Below are 12693 nucleotides of genomic sequence, written 5' to 3' on the forward strand. Positions count from 1 at the left end.
GCGGCTCGGCGACGTCTTCGTTCGGGGCGGTGCCGTCGGGGTCGAGCCGGGCCTGCCACTGCAGGGCCATGCCCCGGATCAGGTCCGCGGGGAACGCGAACCCCTCCCCGGGCAGCCCCGCTGTTTCTTCGGTGATGGCGCCGGTCGCGGCGGCGACCAGTGCGCGTTCCGCGGTCAGGAGGTCGTCCGGGGCGACGCTCGGGCTGACCTTGTCGAGGGCCGTGACGATGGTTTCGGCCGCGTCGACACCCAGGTCGCCCGCGGTCAGTCCCGCGGCGACGGTCGGGTAGTACGGGGGCAGCATGCTGGTGCCGGCCCGGCGATCCGAGACGTTGCCGCCGAGCCGCACCCGCCGGTTCGCTTCGCGGGCGGAGACCCGGGTGAGGCGCGTGATCAGGTCGATGCCGTTGCTGGCCCCCTGTTTCCAGGCCAGGGAGTCGTGGCCGAGGATGCTGCGGGAGCGGTCCGCGACATCCGTCGCCGTGGACACCCTGGCCGCGTCGACCCGGCGGCCGAGCTGCTCCACCGCGCCAAGGACCGCGAGGGCATCGGTGTCGGCCATCAGCGATAACGTGATCGAGTCGAGTGCGGCGGCCACAGCCAACCCCGCCCGCCGGATCAGCTGCACAGGTGAATCTGCCGCCTCTGCCGGGGCGGCTGGTGACTGCGGTGCAGATGCTCCTGCCATGNTTGTCGAGACTATCTCAACTATTTATCAAAGTATTTCGCAGATAGTTACGAATGAGGCGGGTGTTACTCGTGGGGCTCCCCGGCCGGTGAGGCGCCGGAAAACCGGGCCCGAAACCCGGCCGAGCCGTGAGTATCGCCCCTTTTCAGGCAAGAAAAAGGGGTAAAACTCACGGCTCGGCGAAGGAAACGAGGCCCGGAAGGGTCAGCCGCCGGGCACGAAAAAAGGAAGGACCCGCATCCAACGGATGCGGGTCCTCCCTGAAAAGACTGTCGGTTAGTCTTCGACCGACGTTGCGGCGGCGGGCTCGTCTTCGGCGACCCACAGCTCGTCATCGGCGCGGAACGTCTGCCAGACGGCGTAGGCGACACCCACGGCGGCGGCCAGGGCGACACCGAGGCCGATGTAGGTTCCGGCTCCGGGTCCCTTCTTCTGGACCACGATGGGCTTCTGGAAGCGAACGCGGTTGAGTGCGGCACGAATGCGGGCGTCGTGGGCGACGTCGCCCACGCTCATCAGCGTGCCGACGGCGGTGCCGATGCCCGGCAGTACCTTGTCGACGACCTGGTGGCGCACGCCTTCGGCGAGTTCCTGGGTGGCCTGCACTTTGGGGCGCACGATCTGGTCGTAGCTTTCGCGAACCTTGGGGACGACTTCTTCACGCGTGAGTACACCCGCCTGCCGGCTGGCCTCTCGTGCCAGGGCGTTTACACGCTCCAGCACTTCCTGCTGGTTGTTCCATAATTCGTCTGCGCTCTTACGCAGCCGAGTAAGTTCCTTGCGGCGCTTGCGTGACAGGCTCATCTGGACCCTCCATCGATGTCATGTGGCGAACAATGTCCATCTTGCCACGCAATCGTCTGGGAGGGCTCTGAGTGCGGGGTGTCCGGACGGAATCCACCAAACCGGCTGTGCAAGAATTGACCCCATGTCAAAGCACACCGCGGTAGCAACACTCAATACCACCCTCGGACCGATCAAGGTCAACCTCTTCGGCAATCACGCGCCGAAGACCGTCAAGAACTTCGTCGGTCTCGCCACGGGCGAGATCGAGTGGAAGCACCCCGCCACGGGTCAGACCTCCACCGCTCCTCTGTATGACGGAACGGTCTTCCACCGCATCATCAAGGACTTCATGATCCAGGCCGGCGACCCGCTCGGCCAGGGCACCGGCGGACCGGGTTACCAGTTCGACGACGAAATCAACCCCGACCTCGACTTCACCCAGCCGTACGTGCTCGCCATGGCGAACGCCGGTATCCAGGGGGGCCGCGGCACCAATGGTTCGCAGTTCTTCATCACCGTCGTCCCCACCACCTGGCTCCAGGGCAAGCACACCATCTTCGGCGCCGTCGAAGACGAAGAATCGCGTGCCATCGTCGCCAAGCTCGCGACCGTCCCCACCGACGGCCGTGACCGCCCGCTGACCGACGTTGTCATCGAGAGCGTCACCGTCGAGCAGGTCTAGGCTCCGACCCCGATGACCGACCTGCCCGGAACAGCCGCTGCTAACTACTGCTACCGGCATCCGGGCAGGCCGAGTTTCATCCTCTGCCAGCGCTGCGGCCGCACCATCTGCCCCGATTGCCAGACCCAGGCCGCGGTGGGCGTGATCTGCCCCGAGTGTATGAACGAACAGCGCCGAAGCGCCCCTCGAACGAAGCCGGCCATCCTGACCCGCTTCTCCGGCAGCGGTTCCCACCCGGTCACGTCCTCGATCATCGTCATCACGGTCGCGGTCTTCCTCCTCCAGCTCATCCCTGGCCTGGGCGTGACCGACAAACTGCTCTACGCCGGCATCTATTCCTATCCCGGCAGCTTCGAGCCGTGGCGGATGCTGACCACCGTCTTCGTGCACTCCACGGGCCTGATCTTCCACGTTCTGCTCAACATGTACACGCTCTGGATCTTCGGTCAGATCCTCGAGGAGATGCTGGGCCGGTGGCGTTTCCTCGCCCTCTACCTCCTGAGCGGCCTGGCGGGTTCACTGGGAGTGCTCTTCCTGTCCGATCCCCTCGTGCCCGTGGTGGGGGCCTCCGGCGCGATCTTCGGCCTGATGGGTGCGTTCCTGGTCATCCAGCGGCGCCTGGGCGGCAATTCGACCCAGCTGCTGATCCTGGTCGGCATCAACCTCGTGATCGGGTTCGTACCCGGCTTCAACATCGCCTGGCAGGCGCACGTGGGCGGCCTGATCGCCGGGGCGAGCATCGGCTTGATCTTCGTGCAGACACGACGGATCAGGCAGCAGACGCTGCAGACCGGACTCCTCGCCGGTTTCGGCGTTGTGCTGCTGGCCCTGGGCTTCGTGAAGTTCCTGGGCTGAGAGCCCCATCGGCGGGACGGCCAGCCTGACGGTTATCCCCGGGCTTCGGAGTTATCCACAGGTTTATCCACACCATGGGGATAATTACACCGTTGTCATTCACGCCCCGCGGGGCGGCCGGATCAGCGCCAGCGGGTGGTCATCAGGAAGCCGATGAAGGCGATCCCGAACCCGACCAGAATGTTCCACGAGCCGAGGCCCGGAGCCGGCAACGTGCCCTGGCTCACGTAGAAGACGATGATCCAGGCCAGTCCGAGCAGCATGAAACCGAACATCACCGGTTTGAACCACACGGCGTTCGGCCCAGCCTCGCCGGAGCGAACGGCCTCGGTACGGGCGGGCTTTGTGCGGGGATTCGTGCGTGACATGCCTGCGATTCTAGCGTCATTGACTGAAACAGGCCGCAGGCGTGCCCACAGGCGGACCGGTGGGCGGAGGGAACCTCCGCGATTAGAATCGACATCATGTCCGAGAGCCCCGATCTGCCCGCAGTCGAGGCAACCCGTCGGTCCCGGCGCAGGAATCGTCGTCGCCGCGTCAGCGTCGTCGGGGTTCTTGGTGAGCTTCTCATCACCGCGGGGGCTCTGGTGATGCTGTTCCTCGGCTGGCAGCTCTGGTGGAATGACATGATCATGGCCGACCAGCAGTCCCAGGCGGCCGCGAAGATCAGTCAGGTCTGGATCTCCGACGACCACGCCGCCCAGGATCACACCCTTCCCGTGCCGGCTTCCGCAGACTATGGCAACCCGGTCGTTGCGGCGCCTCCGGCCGAGGCGGATCCGTTCGCCGTTCTCTACGTGCCGCGTTTCGGAGACGACTACCACCGCACGATCGCCGAGGGCACTGGCATGGACGTCCTCAACAGTCCTCGTCTCGGAATCGGCCACTATCCCGGCACCCAGATGCCCGGGGAGGTGGGGAACTTCGCCATCGCCGCGCACCGCAGCGCCAACGGCGGCGCAATGCACCTCATCCACCAGCTGCAGCTCGGCGACGCCATCTACGTTCAGACCGCGGACGGTTACTACACCTATCGGTTCCGTGACCTCGAATACGTCTCGCCCGAAACGGTTGCCGTGCTCGATGCGGTTCCACACGAGCCCGACCTGGCTCCGGTGGACCGGCTGGTCACCCTCACCAGCTGCAACCCCTTCTATTCCACGGCCGAGCGCATCATCGCCTACGGGGTGCTCGAGAGCTGGCAGCCGATAGCCGCCGGACCACCGACCGAACTCGCGGCGCTCATCGCCGTCCAGGCCAAGGGGTAGGAGACTCCGATGTACGCTGTCCTGTGGCGCATCCTGCCCGGCCCGGTGTGGGTGCGGGTCCTGCTCGTCTTCATTCTGCTGGCGGGCGTACTGTCCGTTCTCTCCACCTGGGTGTTCCCCTGGGTGGACGTCATCCTCAACAATCAGGAAGCCACGGTGGGAAGCCCATGACCCGCATCCTCGTCATCGACAATTACGACAGCTTCGTCTACACGCTCAACGGTTATCTGATGGAGCTCGGCGCCGAGACCGTGGTGCTTCGAAATGATGCCTTCCCCCCGGAAGATGCCGCGGCGCGCATCGCGGAATTCGACGGCGTGCTGGTCTCCCCGGGGCCCGGTAAGCCCGCCGACGCCGGCGTCTCGATCGCCATCGTCAGGGCCGCGCTCGCGTCAGGGCTGCCTCTTTTCGGAGTCTGTCTCGGGCACCAGGCCATCGCCGAGGCCTTCGGCGCAACGGTGACCAACGCGGACGAGCTCATGCACGGCAAGACGAGCCTGATCACGCACGACGAGAGCGGGTTCTATCAGGGTGTTCCGCAGCCGTTCACGGCGACGCGGTATCACTCGCTGGCAGTGGTCGACGACACCGTGCCCGATGACCTCATCGTGACCTCGCGCACCGAGGGCGGCGTGATCATGGGGTTGCGGCATGTCAGCGCGCCGATCCTGGGCGTGCAGTTCCACCCCGAGTCGGTTCTGACCGAGGGCGGCTACCGGATGCTGGGCAACTGGCTCGCTCTGGCCGGGCTCCCGGAGGCGCAGGAAACCGCGAAGGGCCTGACGCCCATGCTCAAGCGCAGCTGAGGCCGGCCCGAGAAGTCTCAGCCGGCCGCGGTCCCAGCCGGCGCGGTCCCAGCCGGCGCCGTGTCAGCCGGCGCAGTAGAAGAGCTCGACCTGTGACTTCTGCGGCACGTCGCCGGCAGCGAGGGATTGCTTGAGTACCGGTGAACCTGACACGGACGGGCAGGTGTTGTCCGGGGTGGGGATCGCAACCAACTGAACGTCCGCCCCCTCGAGCAGGTCGCTCGCGGCGCTGAGGGTCTGGCCTTTGAGATCATCCAGCGTGACGAGACCGCTGGAGACGATGAAGTCGACCGTGACGCCGGTCTTCTCCGGGCTCCCGCCGGCCGGGGTGGTGCGCAGCACGAGGTTGGAGGCGATTGTCGCGGAGTTCTCCCGGGTGACCGACCCCGGGATGAGGCCGAACGCCGTGATCGCGACCTGAGCGTCTGCCAGGGGCTGATTGGTGGTGTCGGGAACATCGACCGGCTGTGCGCCGGTGGAGACGAAGACCTTGATGACGTCGGCGGGCTGGGCGATCGTACCGGCCGGAGGGTCGGTGCGAGTGACCTCTCCCTTGGGCACGGTGGCGCTGGCCTCCTCGGCCATGGTGGCCGCGAGGTCCAGGTCGAGAAGCTTGTTCTGCGCGTTGTCGTAGCTGAGCCCGGTGAGGGAGGGCACCCGGCGGGAGTTGTCCGGCAGATCGCTGCTCGGCGTGAGGCTGAATGCCCAGATCATGACCGAGATGACGATGACGACGACGCTCAGGATGCCCGCCCAGATCCAGATGACCGGCGGGCGACGCTGGGTGCGCACCATGGTCTCGTCTTCGGCGAGTTGCTTGAGGGCCAGCTCGGAGCCGGAGGCGGACGGCGGCGGGGAACCGAACAGCCCGGCACCGGCATCGTCGGCGTTGCGGTGAACCGGGATCTGGCCCGAGGCGGCTGTCTCGACGTCGTTCCGGAATTCGACCGCGCTCTGATACCGCTGGAACCGGTCCTTGGCGAGGGCGTGCATCACAACGGAGTCGAGGGCCGGTGACACCTTCTTGTTGATCGAGCTCGGCTTGACCGGGGTCTCACTGACGTGCTGGTAGGCAACGGCCACGGGAGAGTCACCGCGGAACGGCGTGCGCCCGGCCAGCATCTCGAACAGCACCACGCCGGTGGAGTACAGGTCGGTGCGGGCATCCACGGATTCGCCCTTGGCCTGCTCGGGCGAGAAATAGGACGCCGTGCCCAGGATCGCGGTGGTCTGCGCCACCGTCGTCGAGGAATCGGAAATGGCCCGGGCGATGCCGAAGTCCATGACCTTGACCTGGCCGGCCTTCGTGATCATGATGTTGCCCGGCTTGATGTCCCGGTGCACGACGCCCGCGCGGTGCGAATACTCGAGGGCGGTCAGAACGCCTTCGATGATTCGCACGGCCTCGGCCGAGTCGATCGGGCCCTCACGGATGATGTCCTTGAGCAGCCGGCCATCGACGTGCTCCATCACGATGAACGGAATCTGGGCCTCGTGGCCGCTGTTCTCGATCACCGTCTCTTCGCCGGCGTCGAAAACCCGCACGATCGTGGGGTGAGCCATGCGTGCAGCGGCCTGGGCTTCCTGGCGGAAGCGGGTGCGGAACGCGGGGTCGGCGGCGAGCGAGGACTTGAGGAGCTTGATGGCGACCGTGCGGCCGAGCCGGGAATCGGTGCCGATGTGCACGTCGGACATGCCACCTCGCCCGATGAGAGCTCCGACCCGGTACCGACCAGCGAGAAGACGGCCTTCATCAGTCAAAGCGATACTCCCCAGCTTGCGGACACAGATTTTCCAACTTTACCCGGAACGTGAGGGACGCCTTTACTTGACGACGACCGGGGTCGAGGATGCCGACCAGTCGGATTCCGTCTGGCCGCAGAAATAGCGGAACTTGACCGTGAACGTGCCGGCAGCCGGTCCTGCCGTGACGGTGGCTGTGGTGGCATCGGGGCCCACGGGACCCGGGGACACTGCGTCCTGGCCTTCGGCGAGAACCTCGTAGCCGGACAGGGTCTGGCCACTCGGGCACGACTGCGCCGCCCAGCTGACCGTCACGGTGCCCCCGGGCGCGACCGTCGCAGGCGCCGCGGTCGGGGCAGCGGTCGGGGCGTCAGGGGATACAGCCGGGGCGTAGACCTTGACGGTGATCTTCTCACCCTTCTTTACCGGCCCGGTCGGGTTGACGTCGTAGACGGTGTCGGCAACCTGCTCCGGCGTGGTGGAGGCATTGCCGGTCTGCACGTCGGCGACGAATCCCATCTCCGAGAGCTTGTCACGGGCTTCCGAGCTGGTCAGCCCCTGGAAGTCGGACAGATTCACCTGCACGGTGGTGGCGGCTGGCGGGGTCGTGGCGGTAGGCGCGGGCGCGGACGACGGCGTCGCTTTCGGTGTGGCCTTCGGCGTCGGCTTGGCGCTCTGGGACGTTGACGCCGAAGGTGACGGCGTGCCGGCCTCCTGCGTGAAGAGCGCGATCAGGGTTCCGGTCAGCACCAGCACGAGCACGGCGATCAGTGCGATCAACGGCCAGGTCCACGGGCTGCGCTTCTTGGTGCCCTCGGCTTCGGCGTCGGCTCCAGCAGCGGCCACCGAGGTGCGCGTGGCCGGCGCGCCGGTGGGCAGGACGGTGGTCGCGTCCATGCTGCCGGCACCGGGCATCAGCATGGTCGCGGAGGTTGGCGTGACGCCGTTCATGATGGCGGGAACGGATGCCGCCGCAGCGGCAATATCGCCGCGACGCAGGGCCGCCGCGGCGCGGGAGAGGTGCGCGGCCGAGGCCGGGCGGTCCGCCGGGTTCTTGGCCAGGCAGGAAATCACCAGGTTGCGCACCGGCTCGGACACGGTCTCCGGAAGGTCGGGCGCGATCTCGTTGATCTGCGCCATGGCGATGGCGACCTGGGACTCCCCGGTGAAGGGGCGCCGGCCGGCGAGGCTTTCGTAGGCGACGATCCCCAGGGAGTAGATGTCTGTGGTCGGGGAGGCGGAGCGTCCGCTGGCTTGCTCCGGCGAGAGGTACTGCACGGTGCCCATGACCTGGCCGGTCGCGGTGAGCGGGACCTGGTCGGCGATGCGGGCGATTCCGAAGTCGGTGATCTTGACCCGGCCGTCGGGGGTGATGAGGAGGTTGCCCGGCTTGATGTCGCGGTGTACCAGGCCCGCGGCGTGCGCGGCGTGCAGTGCGGCCGCGGTCTGGGCCACGATGTCGAGGACCTTGTCGGTCGGGAGGACGTGGTCGCGCTCGAGGATGGTCGAGAGCGCCTCGCCGGGAACGAGCTCCATCACCAGGAACGCGCTGCCGTCCTCTTCGCCATAGTCGAACACGTTGGCGATGCCTTCGTGATTGACGAGGGCTGCGTGGCGGGCCTCGGCACGGAAGCGCTCGAGGAATCCGGGGTCACCGAGGTACTCGTCCTTCAGGATCTTGATGGCGACCGTGCGTCCGATTACGAGGTCGACGGACTTCCAAACCTCACCCATGCCGCCAATGGCGATCCGGGACTGCAGTTCGTATCGTCCCCCGAAGGTGAGCCCTGATGTGGGTCTCATTTGTTCAGCACCGCCTCTAGTACCTGCTTTGCAATGGGTGCGGCAACAAGATTGCCGTACCCCGTCTGTCCAAGTCCCCCGCCATCCTCGACGAGAACGGTGATCGCGTATTTCGGATCCTCCGCAGGAGCGAATCCGGTAAACCACAAGGTGTAAGGCTCGTCCTCGGCGTTCTCCGCCGTGCCCGTTTTACCTGCCACCTTGACCCCATCTATTCTTGCATTGCTGGCGGCGCCGTCCTGGACTCCATTGACCATCATTTGGGTGATTGTGGCCGCCGTTTCGGCGCTCATCACGCGCTTCATCGTTTTGGGTTCGAAGACCTGAAGCGGACTCAGATCCGGGGCGATCACCTTCTCCACGAGGTTGGGCGCCATCTCCATGCCGCCGTTGGCGATCGTGCCCGACACCATGGCCATCTGCAGGTTCGTGGCCCGCACATCGGTCTGGCCGAACGCCGACAGTGCCGTTTGCGCATCGTCGAGATCGGTGGGGTACACGCTCTGGGAGACGTCGAGCGGCACCGTGTAATCCGAGTTGAAACCGAACTTCTCGGCCGTGTCCCGGATGGCCTTGTCACCCAGTTGCAGCCCCAGTTCCGCCATCGGGATGTTGCAGGAGAGCCGCAGCGCCGTCGCGATGGTCACGGTGTCGCCGCCGCCACACGTCCCGCCGCCCGAGTTGATGACGACCGCGCTGGATCCGGGCAGCTGGAACGTGCCCGGGTTCGGGAACGCGCTCTCGGGGGTGAACTTGCCCGATTCCAGGGCGGCGGTCACCACGACCAGTTTGAACACCGAGCCGGGAGGGTTGAGGGCGTTGATGCCGCGGTTGATCAGCGGGTCGCTATCGTCGTTGAGCAGCGATTGGTAGGTGTCGGCGACCTGCTGGTTGTCATGAACCGTGAGGAGGTTCGTGTCGTAGCTGGGCTTGGAGACCATGGCCAGGATGCGCCCGGTCTTCGGCTCGGTCACGACCACTGAGCCGGTGAGGTTGCCGAGGGCATCCCAGGCCGCCTGCTGCGCGACCGGGTCGATCGTGACCTCCACTGACGCGCCCTTGGGATTCTTGCCCGTGATCAGGCCGTTGACTTTTTCGAAGAACTGCGCGTTCGACGTACCGCTCAGTTCTGCGTTCATCGCGTGTTCGAGGCCGGTCGGAGCGCCGTTGAGTGGGATGAAGCCGGTGACGGGCGCGTAGAGGGGCCCGTTGCTGTAAGTGCGCTGGAACTTGTAGTCGTCGTCCACCGGCATGGACTGGGCGATGGGTTCACCGGCGACGAGGATGGCGCCGCGTTCGACGGCGTAGCTGTCGTAGAGCGTGCGGGTGTTGCGGGCATCCGCTGACAGGCTGTCGGCCTGGAAGACCTGGATGACCGTCGTCGAGCCGAGCAGAGCCAGGAACATGAGCAGCACCACGATGCTGACACGCTTGAGTTCGCGATTCATCAGACCACCAGCCTTGGTTGGTTGCGCACAGTGTCCGACAGGCGCAGAAGCAGGGCCGCAATGATCCAGTTGGCCACCAGGGAGGAGCCACCGGCCGCCAGGAACGGCGTGGTCAGGCCGGTGAGCGGGATCACCCGGGTGACGCCGCCGATCACGATGAAGCACTGGAGTGCCACCACGAACGAGAGGCCGACGGCGAGGAGCTTGCCGAAGTCGTCATTGCCGGCGAAGCCGATACGGAAGCCGCGGGCAACGAAGAGCAGGTACAGGGCGAGGATGGCGAAGAGGCCGGCCAGCCCGAGTTCCTCGCCGAGGCTCGCGATGATGTAGTCGCTCTGGGGGACCGGGGTGATGTCCGGGCGGCCCTGGCCGAGGCCGGTGCCGAGAAGACCGCCCTTGGCGAGACCGAAGAGACCCTGCACCAGCTGGTAGCTGCCGCCGTCGGCTCCGTAGACGTCGGGGTTGAGCGCATCCAGCCAGTTCGTGAACCGTCCGTTGACGTAGTCGAGGGTCTGGCTGGCAATGAGGGCGCCGCCGAGGAAGAGGGACATGCCGAGGAGCACCCAGCTGAGCCGACCGGTGGCCACGTAGAGCATGACCAGGAACAGGCCGAAGTACAGCAGCGCGGTACCGAGGTCGCGCTGGAAGATGATGACCGACATCGAGAGGGCCCAGACGACCAGGATCGGGCCGAGGTCGCGCAGGCGCGGGAACCGCATGCCGAGGAATTTCTTGCCCACCATGGAGAGGCTGTCGCGGTTGCGCACCAGATAGCCGGCGAAGAAGACGGCCAGCGCAATCTTCGCGATCTCGCCGGGCTGGAACGTGGCGAAGGAGCCGACCCCGATCCACACACGCGCTCCGCTGACCTCACGGCCCAGCCCCGGCACCAGCGGCAGGAGCAGTAGGGCGACACCGACGAAGCCGGCGATGTAGGTGTAGCGGAACAGCACGCGGTGATTGCGGATGATCAGCACGACCGCGATCGCGCAGGCGATCGCCAGAGCGCTCCACACGGTCTGGCGCACGGCCGCGCTGGCCCAGCCAGATTCCTTGTTGGCAAGGTCGATCCGGTAGATCATGGCGATGCCGAGACCGTTGAGCAGGGTGGCGATCGGCAGGATGAACGGGTCGGCCTCGCGGGCCACCGCGCGCAGCACGACGTGCATGCCGAGAACCAGGACGGACAGACCGGCTCCCAGCAGCACGAGGGTGGTGTCGATGCGACCGAGGGCGCCGAGCTGAACGAGCACGACCGTGGCGGCGTTGATGCCACAGGCGATGAGCAGCAGGAACAGCTCGAGGTTGCGCAGCTTCTGCGGCAGGTGGAGGCGGCGCACGCGACCCGGGCGCGCGGGCGCATCCGTGGTCGTGGAGCGGTTACTGGACACTGGCATCATGGAGCCGTTCGACGATGAGCAACGCGTCCGTGAGGGAGCTTGCACTGATGGTTTGTTCGACCTGCTGGCGGTCGAAGACGCGCAGTTCGGACACCTCCAGGTTGGTGTCCTCATAGAGCGAGGAGAGGGAGATCGGGCCGAGGTCCTGCTGAATGCCCTGGTAGATGGCCACGGTGCTGCCTTCGACCCCGACGAAGTAGCGGGTCTGGGTCCACCGGTAGCCGAGGACCGCGGCGCCGACGATGGCGAGGACCAGCAGGATGATTCCGACCAGCCAGGTGATCTTGCGGCGGCGGGCCCGGCGGTTGTCTTCTTCGATCAGCTCGGAGAGGTAATCCTGCGAGTCCGGCTCGAAGTGCGTCTCGCGCACCGGGTGCAGGCGCAGGCTGGACATGCGCAGTGCCCGGCTGCGGCCGGGCTCTTCACCGAAGGCCAGAGGGGCGGATGCCGACCCGACCACGGTGGGCAGGTCGACCCGCTCGGCACCGGTGCCGATGTCGACGACGACGATCGTGACGTTGTCGGGGGCGCCGCCGTCGAGGCTCTCCTTGACCAGTCGGTCCGCGACCGCCTGGGCGTCGAGGTCGGACTTGAGGGCCGCCGCGATGCCCACGTTGGAGACCACACCGCTGAGCCCGTCGGAGCAGATCAGCCAGCGGTCGCCGGAAAAGGTGGCGAGGATGGAGGTGTCGATCTCGGGCGACGCTTCGACGTCACCGAGGACGCGCATGAGCACGGAACGGCGCGGATGCACCATGGCTTCCTGCTCGGTGATGCGGCCGCTGTCCACCAGCCGCTGCACGAAGGTGTGGTCGATGGTGATTTGGGACAGTACGCCCTCGCGCAGGAGGTAGATGCGGGAGTCGCCGATGTGCGCGATGGCGACTTCGTCTTCGAGCACGATCAGGGCGCTGACGGTGGTGCCCATCCCGGTGAGCTCGGGGTGTTCGAACACGGTCTCGGCCAACTGCGAGTTGGCGGCGATGAGTGCGGCCTGCAGGGCGAATTCGGCATCCTGGGGGGACCGGTAGTCCTGGTCGGCCTCCACGATGCGCTTGGTGGCGATGGCGGACGCGACGTCGCCGCCCGCATGCCCGCCCATGCCGTCGGCAACGACGAAGAGGTGGCGCCCGGAATACCCGGAGTCCTGGTTGTTGGACCGGATTTTTCCAACGTGGGACACGGCCGCGCTGTTGCTGACTGTCGCCATGGAG

The 12693-nt window shown here is 66.4% G+C and carries 13 protein-coding genes; 5 read left to right on the top strand and 8 right to left on the bottom strand.

From position 1 onward, the window contains the following. A partial coding sequence (locus tag E3T24_RS12455) for a DUF222 domain-containing protein (RefSeq protein ID WP_134434673.1) occupies positions 1 to 688 on the bottom strand: 688 nt, incomplete at its 3' end. 276 nt (positions 689 to 964) lie between these two features. Further along, positions 965 to 1492 (bottom strand): hypothetical protein, encoded by a 528-nt coding sequence (locus E3T24_RS12460; RefSeq protein WP_134365165.1) that lies wholly within the window; start codon positions 1490 to 1492, stop codon positions 965 to 967. A gap of 124 nt (positions 1493 to 1616) precedes the next feature. Here E3T24_RS12460 and E3T24_RS12465 point away from each other — a divergent pair, with 124 nt between their 5' ends. Both E3T24_RS12465 and E3T24_RS12470 read left to right on the top strand, forming a co-directional pair. Beyond that, positions 1617 to 2156 carry a peptidylprolyl isomerase gene (locus E3T24_RS12465; protein WP_134365166.1) on the top strand — a complete coding sequence of 180 codons (540 nt, stop codon included), beginning with the start codon at positions 1617 to 1619 and terminating at the stop codon, positions 2154 to 2156. 12 nt (positions 2157 to 2168) lie between these two features. Then, the gene (locus E3T24_RS12470; RefSeq protein WP_134365167.1) at positions 2169 to 3011 is read left to right on the top strand and encodes a rhomboid family intramembrane serine protease; all 843 of its coding nucleotides are present in this window, start codon (positions 2169 to 2171) and stop codon (positions 3009 to 3011) included. Between the two features lie 122 nt (positions 3012 to 3133). Here the strand turns inward: E3T24_RS12470 and E3T24_RS12475 are convergent, their stop codons facing one another. Further along, the gene (locus E3T24_RS12475) at positions 3134 to 3379 is read right to left on the bottom strand and encodes a cell division protein CrgA (protein ID WP_134365168.1); all 246 of its coding nucleotides are present in this window, start codon (positions 3377 to 3379) and stop codon (positions 3134 to 3136) included. Positions 3380 to 3475: 96 nt separating this feature from the next. Here E3T24_RS12475 and E3T24_RS12480 point away from each other — a divergent pair, with 96 nt between their 5' ends. Genes E3T24_RS12480 through E3T24_RS12485 form a run of 3 tightly spaced genes read left to right on the top strand, consistent with a single transcriptional unit; the run spans position 3476 to position 5085 of the window. Next, a complete protein-coding gene (locus tag E3T24_RS12480; RefSeq protein WP_134365169.1) occupies positions 3476 to 4279 on the top strand; it encodes a class E sortase in 804 nt (267 codons plus the stop codon). Positions 4280 to 4288: 9 nt separating this feature from the next. Then, positions 4289 to 4450, top strand: a complete 162-nt coding sequence (locus tag E3T24_RS17435) for a DUF4175 domain-containing protein (protein ID WP_166789101.1) — start codon at positions 4289 to 4291, stop codon at positions 4448 to 4450. After that, positions 4447 to 5085: a gamma-glutamyl-gamma-aminobutyrate hydrolase family protein gene (locus E3T24_RS12485; protein WP_134402785.1), complete on the top strand. Its 639-nt coding sequence runs from the start codon at positions 4447 to 4449 to the stop codon at positions 5083 to 5085. The genes E3T24_RS17435 and E3T24_RS12485 overlap by 4 nt, the downstream gene beginning before the upstream one ends. A 63-nt stretch (positions 5086 to 5148) precedes the next feature. On the opposite strand, the gene pknB is transcribed toward E3T24_RS12485, so the two are convergent. From pknB to E3T24_RS12510, 5 genes are all read right to left on the bottom strand, one after another. Beyond that, positions 5149 to 6780: a Stk1 family PASTA domain-containing Ser/Thr kinase gene (gene pknB, locus E3T24_RS12490; protein ID WP_241978703.1), complete on the bottom strand. Its 1632-nt coding sequence runs from the start codon at positions 6778 to 6780 to the stop codon at positions 5149 to 5151. 129 nt (positions 6781 to 6909) lie between these two features. Then, on the bottom strand, positions 6910 to 8631 hold the full coding sequence (locus tag E3T24_RS12495) for a protein kinase (protein WP_134402787.1): 1722 nt from the start codon (positions 8629 to 8631) through the stop codon (positions 6910 to 6912). Further along, entirely contained in the window at positions 8628 to 10079 is a 1452-nt protein-coding gene (locus E3T24_RS12500) for a penicillin-binding protein 2 (protein WP_134402788.1), read from the bottom strand. Before E3T24_RS12500 ends, E3T24_RS12495 begins: the two co-directional genes overlap by 4 nt. Next, positions 10079 to 11470: an FtsW/RodA/SpoVE family cell cycle protein gene (locus E3T24_RS12505; protein WP_241975918.1), complete on the bottom strand. Its 1392-nt coding sequence runs from the start codon at positions 11468 to 11470 to the stop codon at positions 10079 to 10081. The genes E3T24_RS12500 and E3T24_RS12505 overlap by 1 nt, the downstream gene beginning before the upstream one ends. Continuing rightward, positions 11460 to 12689, bottom strand: coding sequence for a PP2C family serine/threonine-protein phosphatase (locus tag E3T24_RS12510; RefSeq protein WP_134365175.1), 1230 nt, complete (start codon positions 12687 to 12689; stop codon positions 11460 to 11462). The genes E3T24_RS12505 and E3T24_RS12510 overlap by 11 nt, the downstream gene beginning before the upstream one ends. Positions 12690 to 12693: the final 4 nt, after the last annotated feature.

The sequence above is a fragment of the Cryobacterium sp. TmT2-59 genome (assembly GCF_004403545.1).
GTDB lineage: Bacteria > Actinomycetota > Actinomycetes > Actinomycetales > Microbacteriaceae > Cryobacterium > Cryobacterium shii.

What these genes read in the sequence shown, in the direction of transcription:
- E3T24_RS12465 (WP_134365166.1), top strand. Translation starts at nt 1,617, where the DNA reads ATGTCAAAGCACACCGCGGTAGCAACACTCAATACCACCCTCGGACCG.
- E3T24_RS12460 (WP_134365165.1), bottom strand. Translation starts at nt 1,492, where the DNA reads ATGAGCCTGTCACGCAAGCGCCGCAAGGAACTTACTCGGCTGCGTAAG.
- E3T24_RS12475 (WP_134365168.1), bottom strand. Translation starts at nt 3,379, where the DNA reads ATGTCACGCACGAATCCCCGCACAAAGCCCGCCCGTACCGAGGCCGTT.
- E3T24_RS17435 (WP_166789101.1), top strand. Translation starts at nt 4,289, where the DNA reads ATGTACGCTGTCCTGTGGCGCATCCTGCCCGGCCCGGTGTGGGTGCGG.
- pknB (WP_241978703.1), bottom strand. Translation starts at nt 6,780, where the DNA reads ATGTCCGACGTGCACATCGGCACCGATTCCCGGCTCGGCCGCACGGTC.
- E3T24_RS12480 (WP_134365169.1), top strand. Translation starts at nt 3,476, where the DNA reads ATGTCCGAGAGCCCCGATCTGCCCGCAGTCGAGGCAACCCGTCGGTCC.
- E3T24_RS12485 (WP_134402785.1), top strand. Translation starts at nt 4,447, where the DNA reads ATGACCCGCATCCTCGTCATCGACAATTACGACAGCTTCGTCTACACG.
- E3T24_RS12510 (WP_134365175.1), bottom strand. Translation starts at nt 12,689, where the DNA reads ATGGCGACAGTCAGCAACAGCGCGGCCGTGTCCCACGTTGGAAAAATC.
- E3T24_RS12500 (WP_134402788.1), bottom strand. Translation starts at nt 10,079, where the DNA reads ATGAATCGCGAACTCAAGCGTGTCAGCATCGTGGTGCTGCTCATGTTC.
- E3T24_RS12495 (WP_134402787.1), bottom strand. Translation starts at nt 8,631, where the DNA reads ATGAGACCCACATCAGGGCTCACCTTCGGGGGACGATACGAACTGCAG.
- E3T24_RS12470 (WP_134365167.1), top strand. Translation starts at nt 2,169, where the DNA reads ATGACCGACCTGCCCGGAACAGCCGCTGCTAACTACTGCTACCGGCAT.